Source organism: Gordonia paraffinivorans NBRC 108238, from assembly GCF_000344155.1.
In the GTDB taxonomy this organism is placed as follows: Bacteria; Actinomycetota; Actinomycetes; order Mycobacteriales; family Mycobacteriaceae; genus Gordonia; species Gordonia paraffinivorans.
This window is the reverse complement of sequence record NZ_BAOQ01000007.1, coordinates 1-16,932: the sequence shown is the minus strand read 5'-3', so window position 1 is coordinate 16,932 and position 16,932 is coordinate 1. Positions and strand designations below refer to the sequence as shown.

16 protein-coding genes and 1 pseudogene are annotated in these 16,932 nt (G+C 69.9%); 13 read left to right on the top strand and 4 right to left on the bottom strand.

Going from position 1 to position 16,932, the window contains the following annotated elements; genetic code table 11:
- Positions 1 to 15 precede the first annotated feature (15 nt).
- From GP2_RS04145 to GP2_RS04135, 3 genes are all read left to right on the top strand, one after another.
- A complete protein-coding gene (locus GP2_RS04145; RefSeq protein WP_040526378.1) occupies positions 16 to 522 on the top strand; it encodes a dihydrofolate reductase in 507 nt (168 codons plus the stop codon).
- Positions 522 to 1,748, top strand: coding sequence for a winged helix-turn-helix domain-containing protein (locus tag GP2_RS04140; RefSeq protein WP_006899213.1), 1,227 nt, complete (start codon positions 522 to 524; stop codon positions 1,746 to 1,748). Before GP2_RS04145 ends, GP2_RS04140 begins: the two co-directional genes overlap by 1 nt.
- 109 nt (positions 1,749 to 1,857) lie before the next feature.
- Positions 1,858 to 2,628, top strand: a complete 771-nt coding sequence (locus GP2_RS04135) for an HAD-IIB family hydrolase (protein WP_006899212.1) — start codon at positions 1,858 to 1,860, stop codon at positions 2,626 to 2,628.
- On the opposite strand, the gene GP2_RS04130 is transcribed toward GP2_RS04135, so the two are convergent.
- Entirely contained in the window at positions 2,625 to 4,268 is a 1,644-nt protein-coding gene (locus tag GP2_RS04130) for an alkaline phosphatase D family protein (RefSeq protein WP_006899211.1), read from the bottom strand. The two genes, GP2_RS04135 and GP2_RS04130, sit on opposite strands and share 4 nt — an antisense overlap.
- Positions 4,269 to 4,383: 115 nt before the next feature.
- Here GP2_RS04130 and thyX point away from each other — a divergent pair, with 115 nt between their 5' ends.
- Genes thyX through GP2_RS04110 form a run of 4 tightly spaced genes read left to right on the top strand, consistent with a single transcriptional unit; the run spans position 4,384 to position 8,858 of the window.
- On the top strand, positions 4,384 to 5,136 hold the full coding sequence (gene thyX, locus GP2_RS04125) for an FAD-dependent thymidylate synthase (protein ID WP_006899210.1): 753 nt from the start codon (positions 4,384 to 4,386) through the stop codon (positions 5,134 to 5,136).
- A gap of 38 nt (positions 5,137 to 5,174) precedes the next feature.
- Positions 5,175 to 6,080 carry a 4-hydroxy-tetrahydrodipicolinate synthase gene (gene dapA / locus GP2_RS04120; protein WP_040526377.1) on the top strand — a complete coding sequence of 302 codons (906 nt, stop codon included), beginning with the start codon at positions 5,175 to 5,177 and terminating at the stop codon, positions 6,078 to 6,080.
- A complete protein-coding gene (locus tag GP2_RS04115; RefSeq protein ID WP_006899208.1) occupies positions 6,080 to 8,176 on the top strand; it encodes a ribonuclease J in 2,097 nt (698 codons plus the stop codon). The genes dapA and GP2_RS04115 overlap by 1 nt, the downstream gene beginning before the upstream one ends.
- A 49-nt stretch (positions 8,177 to 8,225) precedes the next feature.
- Positions 8,226 to 8,858 (top strand): TIGR03085 family metal-binding protein, encoded by a 633-nt coding sequence (locus GP2_RS04110; protein WP_006899207.1) that lies wholly within the window; start codon positions 8,226 to 8,228, stop codon positions 8,856 to 8,858.
- A gap of 85 nt (positions 8,859 to 8,943) precedes the next feature.
- On the opposite strand, the gene GP2_RS04105 is transcribed toward GP2_RS04110, so the two are convergent.
- Positions 8,944 to 9,333, bottom strand: a complete 390-nt coding sequence (locus GP2_RS04105) for a hypothetical protein (RefSeq protein ID WP_255218585.1) — start codon at positions 9,331 to 9,333, stop codon at positions 8,944 to 8,946.
- Here GP2_RS04105 and GP2_RS04100 point away from each other — a divergent pair.
- Together GP2_RS04100 and GP2_RS04095 are read left to right on the top strand one after the other, a co-directional pair.
- Positions 9,332 to 12,082, top strand: a complete 2,751-nt coding sequence (locus tag GP2_RS04100; protein WP_040526384.1) for a DNA translocase FtsK — start codon at positions 9,332 to 9,334, stop codon at positions 12,080 to 12,082. The two genes, GP2_RS04105 and GP2_RS04100, sit on opposite strands and share 2 nt — an antisense overlap.
- A gap of 197 nt (positions 12,083 to 12,279) precedes the next feature.
- Positions 12,280 to 13,293: a TerC family protein gene (locus GP2_RS04095; RefSeq protein WP_040526376.1), complete on the top strand. Its 1,014-nt coding sequence runs from the start codon at positions 12,280 to 12,282 to the stop codon at positions 13,291 to 13,293.
- Here the strand turns inward: GP2_RS04095 and GP2_RS04090 are convergent.
- On the bottom strand, positions 13,266 to 13,550 hold the full coding sequence (locus GP2_RS04090) for a YciI family protein (RefSeq protein ID WP_006899204.1): 285 nt from the start codon (positions 13,548 to 13,550) through the stop codon (positions 13,266 to 13,268). The two genes, GP2_RS04095 and GP2_RS04090, sit on opposite strands and share 28 nt — an antisense overlap.
- Positions 13,551 to 13,554: 4 nt before the next feature.
- Positions 13,555 to 14,154, bottom strand: coding sequence for an amino-acid N-acetyltransferase (locus GP2_RS04085; RefSeq protein ID WP_006899203.1), 600 nt, complete (start codon positions 14,152 to 14,154; stop codon positions 13,555 to 13,557).
- 147 nt (positions 14,155 to 14,301) lie between these two features.
- Here GP2_RS04085 and pgsA point away from each other — a divergent pair, with 147 nt between their 5' ends.
- The 4 genes and pseudogenes from pgsA to GP2_RS04065 form a co-directional block, all read left to right on the top strand.
- Positions 14,302 to 15,099 carry a CDP-diacylglycerol--glycerol-3-phosphate 3-phosphatidyltransferase gene (gene pgsA / locus GP2_RS04080; protein ID WP_006899202.1) on the top strand — a complete coding sequence of 266 codons (798 nt, stop codon included), beginning with the start codon at positions 14,302 to 14,304 and terminating at the stop codon, positions 15,097 to 15,099.
- Positions 15,100 to 15,207: 108 nt separating this feature from the next.
- On the top strand, positions 15,208 to 15,564 hold the full coding sequence (locus tag GP2_RS04075) for a helix-turn-helix domain-containing protein (protein ID WP_006899201.1): 357 nt from the start codon (positions 15,208 to 15,210) through the stop codon (positions 15,562 to 15,564).
- A 118-nt stretch (positions 15,565 to 15,682) separates the two neighbouring features.
- Positions 15,683 to 16,504 carry a PspA/IM30 family protein gene (locus GP2_RS04070; protein WP_006899200.1) on the top strand — a complete coding sequence of 274 codons (822 nt, stop codon included), beginning with the start codon at positions 15,683 to 15,685 and terminating at the stop codon, positions 16,502 to 16,504.
- 3 nt (positions 16,505 to 16,507) lie between these two features.
- Positions 16,508 to 16,932 (top strand): annotated as a pseudogene (locus GP2_RS04065) (glycosyltransferase); the annotation flags it as partial.

Here is a 16,932-nt window from a genome sequence, read left to right as displayed (position 1 = left end):
GCAGGATCCCCGGGCATGCCGACGCACGTCCGGCTGGTCTGGGCCCAGGGCAACGATGTCGCCGGGAAGGGCGCGGCGATCGGCCGGGACAACACCATCCCGTGGCGCGTGCCCGAGGACCTGGCGCGGTTCAAGGAGCTGACCCTCGGCCACCCGGTCATCATGGGTCGCAAGACGTGGGACTCGTTGCCGCCGAGGTTCCGCCCGCTGCCCGGCCGGACCAACATCGTCGTCACGCGCAATCCCGACTGGTCCGCCGAGGGGGCACTCGTCGCCCGGTCGGTCGACGCTGCGCTCGCCCTCGCGGACGACGACTCCGTCAGCGTCATCGGTGGCGGTGAGATCTACCGGGCGGCAATGGAACACGCGACGGAGCTCTGCGTCACCGAGATCGACGTCGACGTCGAGGAGGCGGATGCGTTCGCGCCCGGGATCGGACCGGAGTGGACGGTCGCCGAGGCAGGGGAGTGGCAGACGTCCACCACCGGGATCCGCTACCGGTTCGTCGATCACACCCGCTGATGGCACGCGAGCGGATCACGACGTCGCAGGCGCGGCGGATCGCGCTCGCGGCACAGGGATTCGCCGACGGTCGGCCGTCGGGCACGCCGACGACGGCTCATCTGAAACGGGTCGTCGGACGGACCGGCCTGCTGCAGATGGATTCGGTGAACATCGTCGCGCGAGCCCACTTCATGCCGCTGTTCAGCCGCCTCGGCCCCTACGACCCCGACCTCCTGCACCGCGCGGCATGGCGCCCCGGCCGCGGGAAACGGCTCCTCGTCGAATACTGGGCGCACGAGGCGGCGCTCATCCCGGTCGACGACTGGCCGCTGTTCCGTTGGCGCATGGACGAATTCGCCGACGGGCGCTACCGGACGACGCGCGAGTTCATGAAGCGCAACCGCGCGCTCGCCGCGGACGTGCGGAGCGTGATCGAGACGATCGGCGCCGCGACGCCGCGCGCCATCGAAGAACACCTGGGGATCGAACGTCGAGCCGGCGGCGCGAACAACTGGTGGGATCGCAGCGACGTCAAACACGTCTGCGAGGCGATGTTCGCCGCCGGTGAGCTGTCGGCGGTGCGCAACGCGAATTTCGTCCGCCACTACGACCTGGCCGAGCGTGTCCTCGGGCCCGACGTCCTCGAGCGCAGGCCTGATCGCGACGAGGCGCACCGGCAGCTTCTCGAGCGGGCGGCGCGATCCCTCGGGGTGGCCACGGTCGCCGACCTCGCCGACTACTACCGCCTCAAACCCGCCGACGCCCGGCCCGCGGTCGCCGACCTCGTCGACGCCGGAACGCTCCACGAGGTGCGCGTCGACGGGTGGGACGAGCCGGCCTACCTGGCCGACGGCGCCGTGATCCCGCGGAAGATCACCGCCTCGGCCATCCTGTCGCCGTTCGACCCGCTCGTCTTCTTCCGCCCGCGCACCGAGCGGCTCTTCGACTTCCACTACCGCATCGAGATCTACGTCCCCGAACACAAGCGGGTCCACGGCTACTACGTCCTGCCGTATCTGCTCGGCACCGACCTCGTCGCGCGCGTCGATCTCAAGGCCGACCGCCGGTCACGCACACTCCTGGTCCTCGCCGCCTTCTGCGAACCCGCCCACGATCGCGGCGTCGTCGCGCAGCGTCTGCTCGCCGACCTGCGAGATCTCGCCGCCTGGCTCGACCTCGACGACGTGTCGGTCGGGGAACGGGGAGACCTCGTGCGGGACCTGAAGGCGGCGATGGGATGCTGAACGGCGGTGCAATGCTGAACGGCGGTGCAATGCTGAACGGCGGTGCAACGAAGAAGCGGTGGAATGCCGACCGCCGACCCAACCCGGTGCTGATTGGAGTGAATCGACGATGACCGTGTCGTATGACGGCCACGATTACCGACTGGTGATGTTCGACCTCGACGACACCCTCGCCCCGTCGAAGAGCCCGCTCGACGACACGATGGTGGAGCTGTTGCGCCGCATGCTCGACGTCAGTCTCGGCTGCATCATCTCCGGCGGCAACTTCGGCCAGTTCGACAAGCAGGTGCTCGCGCGTCTGGGCACCTTCGACTCCATCGGCAACCTGCACCTGATGCCCACCTGCGGCACCCAGTACGTGCGCTGGTCGGGCGACGGTTGGGAAACCGTCTACGCCGAGTACCTCACCGACGACGAGAAGAAGCGCACCCTCGACGTCCTCGAGACCGGCGCCAAGGAACTCGGACTCTGGGAGTCGGAGACCTGGGGCGACATCCTCGAGGACCGCGGCAGCCAGATCACCTTCAGCGCGCTGGGTCAGAAGGCGCCGGTCGACGCCAAGGCCGCCTGGGACCCGGACGGCTCCAAGAAGGAGGCGCTGCGTGCCTACGCGGCCGAGCGCCTGCCCGACCTCGAGGTGCGCAGCGGCGGCTCCACGTCGGTCGACGTCACCAAGAAGGGCATCGACAAGGCCTACGGCGCACGCAAGCTCATGGAGATCCTTGGCCTGGAGACCTCGGACATCCTGTTCTTCGGCGACCGGCTCGACGAGGGCGGCAACGACTACCCGGTCAAGGCGTTGGGCATCACCTCGATCGCCGTGCACGGCTGGGAGGACACCCACGCCAAGCTGTCGGCGATCCTGGACCAGAGCGGCTAGCCGGCCGGGTTGCTCACCGGCTGCACCCGCTGGGTCCCGCTCAGCACGCGATAGGACCGCGCGTGGTACTGGCCCGACCGCGGGTCGGTCTTGTCGTACAGGAAGTACCAGTCCATCTGGGCGGCCGACGGGGTCACGGTCAGCACCGAGTACCCGTGCGCGTCGAGGTCGCAGTACCTGATGTGGTGGTTGGCCGTGGTGATGGCCGTCGCCAGGGCCGGGCCGGCGGTGTCCGGTGGCACGCCGATCATCTCGTCGATGTTGCTCGACGTCACCGACGTGCCGACCAGCTCGGTGGCGACGGTGCCGGCTCCCGGGTAGTTCGCGACGTCGACCGGGATGTCACAGGCCCACGACGAGTGGATGTCGCCGGTGACGAACACGACGTTGTCGACGTCGCCGACGCGGATCGCGTCGAGGAGCCTGCGCCGGTCGGCGGCGTAGCCGTCCCACTGGTCGGGGTTGTAGGGGATCCCCTCGCGAGGGACGCCGAGCGACTCGGTGACCGCGCCGGTGCTCTTCGGGTCGAGCGGCGGGATCAGCACCGGCGTGATCATCACCGGGTTGCCGACGATCTTCCATCGCGTCCGGGCCGAGGTGAGCCCGTTGGTCAGCCAGGACATCTGCGCCTGCCCGAGCATGGTTCGGGACGGATCGTCGATGCGTCGGGAGGACATGCCCACCTGCCGGTCTCGGTAGGACCGCAGGTCGAGCATCGACAGTTCGAGCAGATTCCCGAATCGCAGGCGGCGGTAGAGATGTCGGCCCGCCGCGTCGACACCCGGGCGGATGGGCATCCACTCGGAGTAGGCGCGGAGCGCGGCCGCGCGCCGGGCCTGCCAGGACCCGTCGCCGGGCGTGTGGTCCTCCGCGCCGCCGCGCCACGCGTCGTTGGACGACTCGTGGTCGTCCCAGGTGCAGATGAACGGGGTCGACCGGTGTAGTGCGGCCAGATTCGGATCGGTCTTGTACTGCCCGTGGCGGATCCGGTAGTCGCGGAGGGTGCGGGTCTTGTGGCGCGGCGCGTGGATGCGGACCGCTCCGGTCTTCCCGGTGTACTCCCCGGTCCCGTACTCGTAGTAGTAGTCCCCGAGGTGGACGACGGCGTCGAGATCCGGTCGGGCGCTCAGGTGCCGATAGGCCGAGAAATACCCCGCCTCCCAGTTCGCGCACGAGACGACGCCGAACCGGACGCGCGCGACGTCGTCGCCCGGGGCGGGCGCGGTGCGGGTGACGCCGACCGGCGACGTCACGCCCGACGCCGGGCCGGAGGTGACGGTGAAGCGGTAGTGGTACCGGGTCCGCGGGCTCAGCCCCGTCGCGTCGACCTTCACGGTGAAGTCCCGGTCGGCGGAGGTCTGCACCGTCCCGGACGCGGCGAGACTCGCGAAACCGGGGTCGCGCGCGATCTCCCAGCGCACCGAACAGGGTTGTCCGACACCCGAACCGGGCGTCGACGCGGGCGTCGGGGTGATCCGCGTCCACAGGATCACCGCGTCGGGCAGCGGATCGCCCGACGCGACGCCGTGGGCGAACACCTGCGAGGTCGGGGGAGTGGCGTGGGCGACGACCACCGGCGCCGCGAACGCGGCTCCGGTGACCACCGCCGAGGTCCGGAGGAAAGTCCGTCGAGTGGACACACACGGACCTTACCCACCACACGCCGCGCGGTCAGGGCGAATCCGGGCCGGATCGGGCGGTGGGGGACAATCGGGGACATCACCGGATGGACCGGATGGAAATGGAGGGGACTGCGTGTCCGAATTGGTGCCGCTGAAGGTGCAGATGGTCGCCATGACCCAGTTCACCCCGCCCGCCGACGTGCCGTGGAGCACCGACGCCGAGGGCGGTGAGGCGCTCGTCGAGTTCGCGGGCCGCGCCTGCTACCAGAGCTGGGACAAGCCCAACCCGCGCACCGCGACCAACGCCGGATACCTGCGGCACATCCTCGAGGTCGGGCACCTGTCGCTGCTCGAACACGCCTCGGTCACCTTCTACATCAGCGGCATCTCGCGGTCGTGCACCCACGAGCTGATCCGCCACCGGCACTTCTCGTACTCGCAGCTCTCCCAGCGTTTCGTCCCCGAGCACGACTCCAACGTGGTCCCGCCGCCGGCGATCGTCGGCGACGAGGAACTGACCGAGCTGTTCGCCAAGGCCACCGACGCCAGCCGCGAGGCCTACACCGAGCTGCTCGCCGCCCTCGAGGCCAAGTTCGCCGACGTGCCCAACGCAATCCTGCGTCGCAAACAAGCCCGGCAGGCCGCGCGGTCGGTGCTCCCGAACGCCACCGAGACCAAGATCGTCGTCACCGGCAACTACCGCGCGTGGCGGCACTTCATCGGCATGCGCGCCACCGAACACGCCGACGTCGAGATCCGCCAGCTCGCCGTCGAATGCCTGCGCCAGTTGATGCAGGTCGCGCCGACGGTCTTCGGCGATTTCGAGATCGGCACGCTCGCCGACGGAACCGAGGTCGCGACCTCCCCGTTTGTGCTGGAAGGGTGAGTACGGTCACCGCGGACGAAGCGGTAGCCTTTAGCACCATGAACGCAGTCCAGGAACCGCTGCACGAGCATCCCTTCGGGACGAACGTGGTGGCGATGGTGACCCCCTTCCGTCCGGACGGAAGCCTCGATCTGGACAAGGCGGCGGTCCTGGCCGATCACCTCGTGTCGAAGGGCTGCGACGGCCTTGTCGTCTCCGGCACCACCGGTGAGTCCCCGACGACCACCGTGCCCGAGAAGCTCGACCTCCTGCGGGTCGTGCTCGACGCCGTCGGCGACCGGGCGCGCATCACCCAGGGCGCCGGCAGCTACGACACCGCCGAGAGCGTCCGATTCGCCATCGAGGCGGAGAAGGTCGGCGCGCACGGTCTCCTCGTGGTGACCCCGTACTACTCCAGGCCGCCTCAGGCCGGCCTGCTCGCACACTTCCGCGCGGTCGCCGACGCCACCTCGCTGCCGGTCCTGGTCTACGACATCCCGCCGCGCTCGATCGTGCCGATCGCCGACGCGACGATGCTGGCACTGGCCGAGCACCCGAACATCCGGGGCGTCAAGGACGCCAAGGGAGACCTGGCCGGGGCCGCGGCGCTGATCGCGACCTCGGGGCTGGAGTACCTCTCCGGCGACGACGGCCTCAACCTGCCCTGGCTGTCGGTCGGCGCGACCGGCTTCGTCAGCGTCATCGGCCACCTGGTGCCCGACCGCCTCCGCGAGATGCAGATCGCCGTGGAGAAGGGCGACCTCGCGACCGCGCGCGCACTCAACGCGTCGATGCTTCCGCTCGTCAACGCCATGGGACGCCTCGGAGGTGTCACCATGGTGAAGGCGGCGCTGCGCATCCTCGGCCTCGAGGTCGGGGATCCGCGACTGCCGCAGGTTCCCGCAACCGGTCCCCAGATCGAGGAGCTCATCGTGGATCTACGCGCGGCAGGTGTTCTGGCCTGATGACGGACAACACCGGCGGCACCGAAGGGCAGGCAGTACGGCGCACCCGACGACGCGCTGCGTCCCGCCGGGCCGGGCCCCCGAGCCCGCCACCGGTGGAGGCCGTGCCGGTGGACTCCGTTCCGGCCACGACCGCACCCGAGGCCGGGTCCCGGCGCACCCCGCGCGCGGCCGAGACCGCTGAGCCATCCAAGACCTCTGAGCCATCCAAGACCTCTGGGGCATCCAAGACCTCGGGGTCACCCAAGACCTCGGGGTCATCCACGAACGCAGGGGCAGAGCAGGTGGCCAAGCACGCGAGGCAGCAGTCGTCGTCCGGGTCCGGATCGGGCTCGGGCGGGGGCCGCCGCGGACGCCACGAACGCGGCTCCGACCGCGGCCGGCGCGAGGAGCAGCCGACACCGGCTCCCGTCGACCGCCTCGGGACCCCGCGCAAGCTGCCCAAGGGCGGCCTGCGCGTGGTCGCGCTCGGCGGCATCGGCGAGATCGGCCGCAACATGACGGTCTTCGAGTACAACGGGCGTCTCCTGATCGTCGACTGCGGCGTGCTGTTCCCCGAGGACGCGCAGCCCGGCGTCGACCTGATCCTGCCGGACTTCCGCTATATCGAGGACCGCATGGACGACGTCGATGCGGTGATCCTCACCCACGGCCACGAGGACCACATCGGCGCGATCCCGTTCTTGCTGCGCCTGCGCTCTGACATCCCGGTCGTCGGTTCGAAGTTCACGCTGGCGCTCGTCGAGGCCAAGTGTCGCGAACACCGCCTGCGTCCGAAGCTCGTCCAGGTCACCGAGGGCGAGCAGACCACCCACGGGCCGTTCGAGTGCGAGTACTTCGCGGTCAACCACTCGATCCCGGATGCGATCGCCGTCGCGATCCGCACCCCGGCGGGCGTCGCCCTGCACACCGGCGACATCAAGCTCGACCAGCTGCCGCTCGACGGCCGGCTGACCGACCTCGCCGGTTTCAGCCGCCTCGGCGACGAGGGCGTCGACCTGTTCCTCGTCGACTCGACCAACGCCGAGGTCCCCGGCTTCGTCACCCCCGAACGCGAGATCGGCGGCGTGCTCGACCAGGTCATCGGCAAGGCCCGCCAGCGCGTCATCGTGGCGTCGTTCGCCAGCCACGTGCACCGCATCCAGCAGATCATCGACGTCGCGCACGCCCACAACCGCCGGGTGTGCTTCGTCGGCCGCTCGATGGTGCGCAACATGCAGATCGCGCAGGACCTCGGCTACCTGTCGGTTCCCGACGGCGTCGTCGTCGACCTCGACACCGCGGCCACGCTGCCCGACCACCGCATCGTCCTGATCTCCACCGGCTCGCAGGGCGAGCCGCTGTCGGCGCTGTCGCGGATGGCCCGCGGCGAGCACCGCCAGATCAACATCCGCGCCGACGACCTCGTCGTGCTGGCGTCGTCGCTGATCCCGGGCAACGAGAACTCGGTGTTCGCGGTGGTCAACGGCCTCGCCAAGCGCGGCGCCACCGTCATCACCCAGCAGTCGGCGAAGGTCCACGTCTCCGGACACGCCTCGGCCGGCGAGCTGCTCTACCTGTACAACGCGGTGCGGCCGTCGAATGTGATGCCCGTGCACGGCGAGTGGCGGCACCTGCGCGCCAACGCTTCGCTCGCGGTGGCCACCGGCGTGCCGGAGGACCGCGTGGTGCTCGCCGAGGACGGGGTGGTCGTCGACCTCGTCGACGGGCGCGCCGAGATCGTCGGCCGGGTCCCCGTCGGCCACGTCTACGTCGACGGCCTCTCGGTCGGCGACGTCGGCGAATCGACGCTGAGCGAGCGACTCGTGCTCGGCGAGGGCGGCTTCATCGCCATCACCGTCGCCGTCGACGCGGTCACCGGCCGCGCGGTCAGCACCCCGGAGGTCTCGGGGCGAGGCTTCTCCGACGACCCGGGCGCCCTCAAGGAGGCCGCCGACCTGGTCAACCAGGTGCTCGACGCGCTGGCGGCCGAAGGGGTCTCCGACACGCACCGCATCGCCCAGGGCATCCGGCGCGCCGTCGGCCGATGGGTCTCCGAGACCTACCGCCGCCGGCCGATGATCGTGCCCACCGTGCTCGCGGTCGGCGCCGACTGACGCTCGCGACGCGAGCCGGCCGGCCGGGGTCTGGCTACTGTGGATTCCTGTGACCGGTGCACAGGAAGAACGAGCGGCTCTCGTCCGGACCCTGGAGAAGGTGGGGCCCGACGCCCCGACCCTCTGCGAGGGCTGGACCACCCGCGATCTGCTGGCCCATCTCGTCGTCCGTGAGCGGCGCCCGGACACCGGGCCGGGAATCCTGATCCCGGCTTTGGCCGGGTACACCGAGAAGGTGCGCGCGAAGGCGGCCGAACGCGACTTCGGCGATCTCCTCGCCGACCTGGCCTCGGGACCGCCGCTGTATTCGCCGTTCCGGCTCGTCGACCGGTTCGCCAACCTCGCCGAGATGTTCGTCCACCACGAGGACGTGTTACGCGGCGGCGTCGACCCGGACAGCGACTGGACCCCGCGGCCCCTGTCGGCGTCGCTGGAGAAGGAGCTGCGCGGACCCGCCGCGTCGATGGCCCGGATGACGCTGAAGAGGATCCCCGCGCGCGTCACCCTCCGCACGCCCGACGGCCGCGATCTGGTGAGCGTCGGGTCGGGGGACGAGGTCGTCGTGACCGGGCCGGTCGGGGAGTTGGTGCTCTTCGTCTTCGGCCGGCGTCCCGTGGCGGTCACCTTCAGCGGCGCCGACGCCGCGGTCGCCGCGGTGCGTGAGAGTTCTCACGGACTCTGACGCGTGTCGCTGACGCCGAAGGGTCACAACTTCGACACGCCTCCGTGATCAGTGTTGCCCATGTGACTGAAGTGAACCGTCCCGACTAGTCTGTCGGTATGGCTTCGAAGGCAAGCACGGGTACGCGCGCGTCCGCGTCGAGGTCCTCAACGTCGAGGTCCTCAACGTCGGGGGGCTCATCCTCGCGGAGGACCACGTCGAGGAGCTCGGCACGAACGGGCGCCACGAGCGGCCGGTCCACCGGATCGACGGCGCGTTCGGGCGCCACGCGCTCGGGCAAGGGCGCCGCGAAGAGCACTGCGAGCCGCAGCGGCTCGGCCCGTTCGGGTCGGAGCACCGCAGGCACGGCGTCGAAGTCCCGCAGCACCCGGTCCGGAGCGAAGTCGGGTGCCGCCGGCCGCCGGTCGGCGACCGCCGCCCCGAATCGTCGCAAGGCCGCATCGGCCGAGTCGGTCGATCTGCACCGTCGTTCCATCGCCGCCGCGGGCGCCTCGGCGGTGGGGAAGGGGATCGGGGCCGGGTTCTCGCTGTTCGCGCGCGGCGTCGGTTCCGCGGCTCGCGTCGGGACCGGCCGCGGGCCTCGTCCTGAACCGCGTGACGACTTCGACGCCGACCGCGACGACTTCGATCCCACATTCGACGGCGACGACGATCTCGACTTCGACGGCGAGTTCGACGACGACCTCGGCGACCGCCGCGCCGCGCGCGCCCAGGGACACAGCCACCGCCGCGACGGAGTGGCCCTCGGTCTGCTGGCATTCGGGCTCCTCATCGCCGCGAGCGTGTGGTTCGGCGCGGCCGGGCCGGTCGGCGCCTTCATCGAGGCGCTGATCCGGGCCGTCATCGGCTCGGCTGCGGTCCTGGTCCCCGTCGCGCTGGTCGTCCTGGCCGTCGTGCTGATGCGACGCCCGCCGAACCCGGAGCGTCGCGGCCGCTACCTCGGCGGCGGCCTGCTGGTCGCGTTGCCGTTGCTGGGCATCATCCACCTGATCGCGGGCGCGCCGACCGACCTGCCGGGCCGCTCGTCGGCGGCCGGCTTCATCGGATTCGCCATCGGCACGCCGCTCACCGCGGGCGTCACGGCCTGGGTGTCGGTGCCGATCCTGTTGCTGTGCATGGCATTCGGCGTGCTGATCCTCAGCGGCCGGACGGTCCGCGAGGTCGTCGACGCCGCCGCCGGATGGCTCGGCATCGCCGACCCGCGCGGTGGCGACGTGCCCTGGGACGACGACCTCGACTGGGACGCCGACGCCGAGAACTACGACGACCCGGACTTCGGCGACCCGGCGGACGATCGGGCCGGAGACGATCCCGTCGCCGACGATCCCGCCGACGACGCCGGCTCGTTCTCGTCGCGGATGACGCGGCGTCCGTACTCGTCGAACCCGTACGACAACTACCCGCCGGACGAGACCGTCTCGCGCACCTCGGGCCGTACCCGGCGCCCGGCCAAGATCGCCGACGTGCCGGTCGAGGAGGCGCCGACGGAGAACTTCGCCGACGCGTACACCGAGCCGATCGGCGACAACGCGCCGGACGAGCACACCACGGAGGTGATCGGCTCGGCCGCCCCCGCGCGGACGGCCACGTCCCGGAAGGCCACGGCCCCGAAGACCACGCCACGGCGCACCGCGACCCCGCGCCCGGCTCCCACCCCAGAACCGGAGCCGGAGCCCGCGGTCGCCGCGTCCGACGACGACACCTTCGCGCCGACCGAGGCGGCCTCGGACGGCGACTACATCCTGCCGCCGCAGCACCTGCTGCTCGAGGGCGATCCGCCCAAGGCGGGCACCAGCGCGAACGACGAGATGATCGACCGGATGACCGGCGTGCTCGAGCAGTTCAAGATCGACGCCGCCGTCACCGGCTACACCCGCGGCCCGACCGTCACCCGCTACGAGGTCGAACTCGGCCCGGGCGTCAAGGTCGAGAAGATCACCGCGCTGCAGCGCAACATCGCCTACGCTGCGGCGACCGACAACGTGCGCCTGCTCGCGCCGATCCCCGGCAAGTCCGCGGTCGGCATCGAGGTGCCCAACGCCGACCGCGAGATGGTGCGCCTGGCCGACGTGCTCAACGCGCCGTCGACGCGCAAGGACAAGCACCCGCTCGTCATCGGACTCGGCAAGGACATCGAGGGCGACTTCGTCAGCGCCAACCTGGCCAAGATGCCGCACCTGCTGGTGGCGGGCTCGACCGGTTCGGGCAAGTCGAGCTTCGTCAACTCGATGCTGGTGTCGCTGCTGACCCGGGCCACACCGGAGCAGGTCCGGATGATCCTCATCGACCCGAAGATGGTCGAGCTCACGCCGTACGAGGGCATCCCGCACCTGATCACCCCGATCATCACCCAGCCGAAGAAGGCCGCCGCGGCGCTGGCCTGGCTGGTGGAGGAGATGGAGCAGCGCTACCAGGACATGAAGGCCTCGCGCGTCCGTCACATCGACGACTTCAACGCGAAGGTCCGGTCCGGCGAGATCACGACGCCGCTCGGCAGCGAGCGGGTCTACAAGCCGTACCCGTACATCCTCGCCATCGTCGACGAGCTCGCCGACCTGATGATGACCGCGCCGCGCGACGTGGAGGAGGCGATCGTGCGCATCACGCAGAAGGCGCGTGCGGCCGGTATCCACCTGGTGCTCGCGACGCAGCGCCCGTCGGTCGACGTCGTCACCGGTCTCATCAAGACCAACGTGCCCTCGCGCCTGGCGTTCGCCACCTCGTCGCTCACCGACTCCCGCGTCATCCTCGACCAGCCGGGCGCAGAGAAGCTCATCGGCATGGGCGACGGGTTGTTCCTGCCGATGGGCGCCAACAAGCCCATCCGCATGCAGGGCGCCTACATCACCGACGAGGAGATCGCGGCCGTCGTCGAGTTCACCAAGGAGCAGGCCGAGCCCGAGTACACCGAGGGCGTCACCACCGCGAAGGCCGGCGACAAGAAGGAGATCGACAGCGACATCGGCAACGATCTCGACGACCTGCTGCAGGCCATCGAGCTCGTCGTGTCCAGCCAGTTCGGCTCGACGTCGATGCTGCAGCGCAAGCTGCGCGTCGGGTTCGCCAAGGCGGGCCGCCTGATGGACCTGATGGAGACCCGCGGCGTCGTGGGGCCCAGCGAGGGGTCCAAGGCCCGCGAGGTCCTCGTCAAGCCCGAGGACCTGCCCGGCGTCATCGCGTCGATCACCGGCGGCGGGGGAGACGAGGAACCGGCCGAGGGGTGACGATCGGGTAGGGTGGCCTCAGAACCCGAGGGGAGTATCCCCGACGCGGCGTCTCCGTCAATACGGTGCCGACCCGCGGCGATCCCATGATCGTCGCCCGGCGCCCGGAGCGCCGGCCACCGATCCGCCCGCACGATGCGGGACCCGCGGTGGGAGAGACCTCTGGCTCGTCAGCTTGCTGCTTGCCGGAGGCTTTGATGGATGTTTCGTCGTCCGTGTGGCTGATCACCGTCGCGGTGATCCTCGGACTGTTCGTGTTCGACTTCTTCTCCCACGTGCGCGTTCCGCACGCCCCGTCGCTGCGGGAGTCCGCCGTCTGGTCGACGGTCTACATCTCGCTCGCCGTCGCGTTCGGCGTCTTCGTCTGGTGGAAGTGGGGCGCGAGCTTCGGCGGGGAGTATCTCGCCGGTTACGTCACCGAGAAGGCCCTCTCGGTGGACAACCTGTTCGTGTTCGTCATCATCATGGCGCGCTTCGCGGTGCCGCCGGAGTACCAGCAGAAGGTGCTGCTGCTCGGCATCGTGATGGCACTCGGCATGCGCGGCATCTTCATCGCCGTCGGCGCGGCCGCGATCAGCACCTACAGCTGGGTGTTCTACGTGTTCGGCGTGTTCCTGATCCTCACCGCGGTGAAGCTGATCCGCGAGAGCGACGACCCGGTGGCGCACGAGGAGCAACGGGAGAGCCGGCTCGAACGCGTCGTGCGGCGGTACCTGCGCACCCACGACGCCTACGACGGCGACAAGCTCCTCACCCGCGTGAACGGACGCCTCCTGGCCACTCCGATGCTCATGGTCCTCATCGTCATCGGCTTCACCGACGTGCTGTTCGCCCTCGACTCGATCCCCGCGATCTACGGACTGACCTCCGAGCCGTACCTGGTGTTCACCGCGAACGCGTTCGCCCTGATGGGTCTGCGCCAGCTGTACTTCCTGCTCGGCGGGCTCCTCGACCGGCTGGTCTACCTCTCGGTCGGGCTGTCGATCATCCTCGCGTTCATCGGCACCAAGTTGGTGCTCCACGCGCTGCACGAGAACACGCTGCCGTTCGTCAACGGCGGCGAGCACGTGAGCGTGCCGGAGATCTCCACGCCCGCGTCACTCGCGGTGATCGTCGGCGTCCTGGCGGTCACCACGGTCGCGAGTCTGGTCCGGAGCCGGCGACGTGCGTCCGAGCCCGCGGCTCACTCCGGAAACGGTCCGAAGACCTGAGTCCATTCGTCGATCTTCACCGCGTCGACCGCCTCGTGCGCCTGGAAGGGGTCGTTGGCGAGCAGCGCCTCGGCCGCGCCGAGATCGGCGGCCTTGACGATGATCAGCGCGCCCGATCCGTCCGGGTACGGCCCGGCGATCAGGACGTTGCCCGCCTTGTTCTCCTCGCCGAGCCAACGGCGGTGCTCGGGACGGTGCTCGTCGCGCAGCGCCGCCTTGGCCGGGCGGTAGGTGTACTGGACGGCGAAGAAGGGCATCGGGTCACTCCTGCGGATCGAGGTGGGCCAACATGCGCGTGTTGCCGAGCGTGTTGGGTTTGACGTAACTGAGGTCCAGGAACTCCGCGACACCGGTGTCGTAGGAGCGGCACATCTCCTCGTACACCTCTCGGGTGACCGGGGTCCCCTGGATCTCGCGGAAGCCGTGCCGGGCGAAGAAGCTGGTCTCGAAGGTCAGCACGAAGACCCGGGCGAGCTCCAGTTCGCGGGCCATGTCCATGAGGCGCCCGACGATCTTGTGTCCGATGCCGCGACCGGCGAACGCCGGGTCGACCGCGACCGTGCGCACCTCGCCGAGATCGGCCCACAGCACGTGCAGGGCGCCGCAGCCCACCACCAGCCCGTCGAGTTCGGCGACCCAGAACTCCTGCACCGACTCGTAGAGGGTGACGAGGTTCTTCTCCAGGAGGATCTTGCCGGCGTACTTGTCGATCAGCTCCTTGATCCGCGGGACGTCGGAGGTTCGTGCGCGTCGGACGACGACCTCGGGGCGGTTTGCCGCACCGGGGGTCGTGGTCGATTCGGGCGCAACGGGTTCCGGAACCCGGTCGGGTTCGTCGGACTCCGACGAGACGTTGGACATGGGAACTCACCTTAGTCCTGTGGCCGCTCCGCGTCCCACGCGTGTCGGCCCGGTTGTCCTCGCAGGCGGTACGGGCCGATACCCTGTGATCGTGCGTATGAGAATTCCCGTGTACCGCGGAGCCCGTCCGCGCCCGGGGGTGTGCTCATGACCGATCGCATCCGACGCGCCGTCGACGAGAACATCCGGCGACCCGTCGACGAGAAGGGCATCGCGAACGTCGGGCGCGAACCCGATCACATCACCGACCCGGTCGACCCGGTGCCGGTGGTGAACATCGCCAACGCGCTCACCGTTTTCCGCATCATCCTGGTGCCGGTGTTCCTGGTCGCGCTGTTCATCGACGACGGCGAGTCCACACTGTGGCGTTCGATCGCGACCGCGGTGTTCGCCCTCGCCGCGCTCACCGACCGCTACGACGGCCATCTGGCCCGCGAGCGCGGACTCATCACCGACTTCGGGAAGATGGCCGACCCGATCGCCGACAAGGCCCTGATCGGCGGTGCGCTCGTCGGGCTGTCGGTCCTCGGCATCCTGCCGTGGTGGGTCACCGCGGTCATCATCGCGCGCGAACTGTGGGTGACCGCGCTGCGCTTCTGGGTGCTGCGGCACAAGGTGATCCCCGCCAGCCGGGGCGGCAAGCTCAAGACGCTGCTGCAGTCGCTGGCCATCGGCATGTACCTGTTGCCGTTCGGCTCGGGCTGGCAGATCGCCGCGGGCGTGGTGATGGGCCTGGCGCTCGTCGTCACCGTCTACACCGGGCTGGACTACACCTGGCAGGCGATCCGCGTCCGCGCGGGCGCGGGGGCGAAGCGAGCGGGTGCCGAGCAGGACGGCGTCGACGGGACCGCGGGAAAGGCTTCCGGCGACGCCGGATCCGCCGTCAGCGAACACGGCACCACATCGCCGCGACGGGCCGTCCGGGGAACCGGCGCGGGTCGCTGAGTTCGACTACTGTCGCAACCAACCGCGGTACGGGAACGATCCGACCGTGCGAGGCGTTTGCTGTGGAGATGTCAGCGAACGTCTCGCCGCCCAGGGAGAGGAGACTCGATGGCGATGCTCTTACGTGAGGCGCTCGGCGAGAGCCTGCGTCGGGTCCGCACGCAGCAGGGCCGGACCCTGCGCGAGGTCTCGACCGGTGCTCGCGTCAGCCTCGGATACCTCTCCGAGGTCGAGCGCGGTCAGAAGGAGGCGTCGAGCGAGCTGCTCGCCGCCATCTGCGACGCGCTCGACGTCGAGATCGCGGATCTGCTCCTCGACGTCGGCAACGCGATGCGTCCGGAAGAGACCATGCGTCCTGCCGAGCCCGTCGCCGCGGAGGCCGCCGATGCGGCTCTGAGCGCCACCAAGGTCGTCATCCCGGCTCCGTCGGGTCATCGCGAGACGGCCGCACTCGCCGCCGCCTGAACGACTTGCGGCGCGTGAGTGGTCCAGCAGGGAACCCGTAACCGATAGATTGGTCGCAGAGTTCTCTCGTAAACCGGTGTTGTTTTCTCGCATACCCCTGAATGGAGTGACGTAGAGCATGGCGAACCCGTTCGTGAAGTTGTGGAACTACCTCAAGGCCCTCGGCAACGCGAAGATCGACGAACACGCCGATCCCAAGATCCAGATCCAGCAGGCGATCGAGGAGGCCCAGCGCCAGCACCAGGCGCTGTCGCAGCAGGCCGCGTCGGTGATCGGCAACCAGCGCCAGCTCGAGATGAAGCTCAACCGGCAGCTCGAGGAGGTCGAGCGGCTGCAGGCCAACACCCGCCAGGCCCTCACCCTCGCCGACCAGGCGACCGCCGCCGGTGACACCCAGAAGGCCACGGAGTACACCAACGCCGCGGAGGCCTTCGCCGCCCAGCTGGTGACCGCCGAGCAGAGCGTCGAGGACCTCAAGACCCTCCACGACCAGTCCCTCCAGGCCGCCGAACAGGCCAAGAAGGCCGTCGAGCGCAACGCCATGATCCTCCAGCAGAAGCTCGCCGAGCGCTCCAAGCTGCTCAGCCAGCTCGAGCAGGCCAAGATGCAGGAGCAGGTCAGCGCGTCGCTGAACCAGATGAGCGAGCTGGCCGTGCCGGGTAACACCCCCAGCCTGGACCAGGTCCGCGAGAAGATCGAACGCCGCTACGCCAACGCCCTCGGCTCGGCCGAGCTGGCCAAGAACTCCGTCCAGGGCCGCATGGCCGAGGTGGAGCAGGCCAGCGTCCAGATGGCCGGCCATTCGCGTCTCGAGCAGATCCGCGCCAGCATGCGCGGCGAGCTGCCCTCGTCTGCCGGTGCCGCCACGCCGCCGCTGCAGAAGGGCGATCCCGCCACCCAGGCGACCCCGCCGGCTGCCGAGCCGCCTGCGCAGAACTGATACGTGCATGTAGCACTCGTCGCGGGTTCGGACGCCGGGCACGCGTTCCCGGCGTTCGCCCTCGCCGAGCGATTCGTCGCCGCCGGTCACCGGGCGACCGTCTACACCGGTCTGAACTGGGCTGACGCAGCTCGTCGCCGCGGGATCGACATCGCCGAGCTCCCGGGCCTGGCGGCCGTCGACACCGACGACGACGCCGACGCGGGCGCCAAACTCAGCGTCCGGGCGGCGCGCATGGCGCAGCAGCTGGCACCGGTCCTGTCCGCCACCGGCGTCGACCTCGTCGTCTCCGACGTCATCACCGTGTGCGGGGGATGGGCCGCGCAGATGTGCGGCCTGCCGTGGCTCGAGTTGTCGCCGCATCCGCTGTACCTGCCGTCGCGCGGGTTGCCCCCGATCGGCTCGGGCCTCGCGCCCGGCATCGGCCT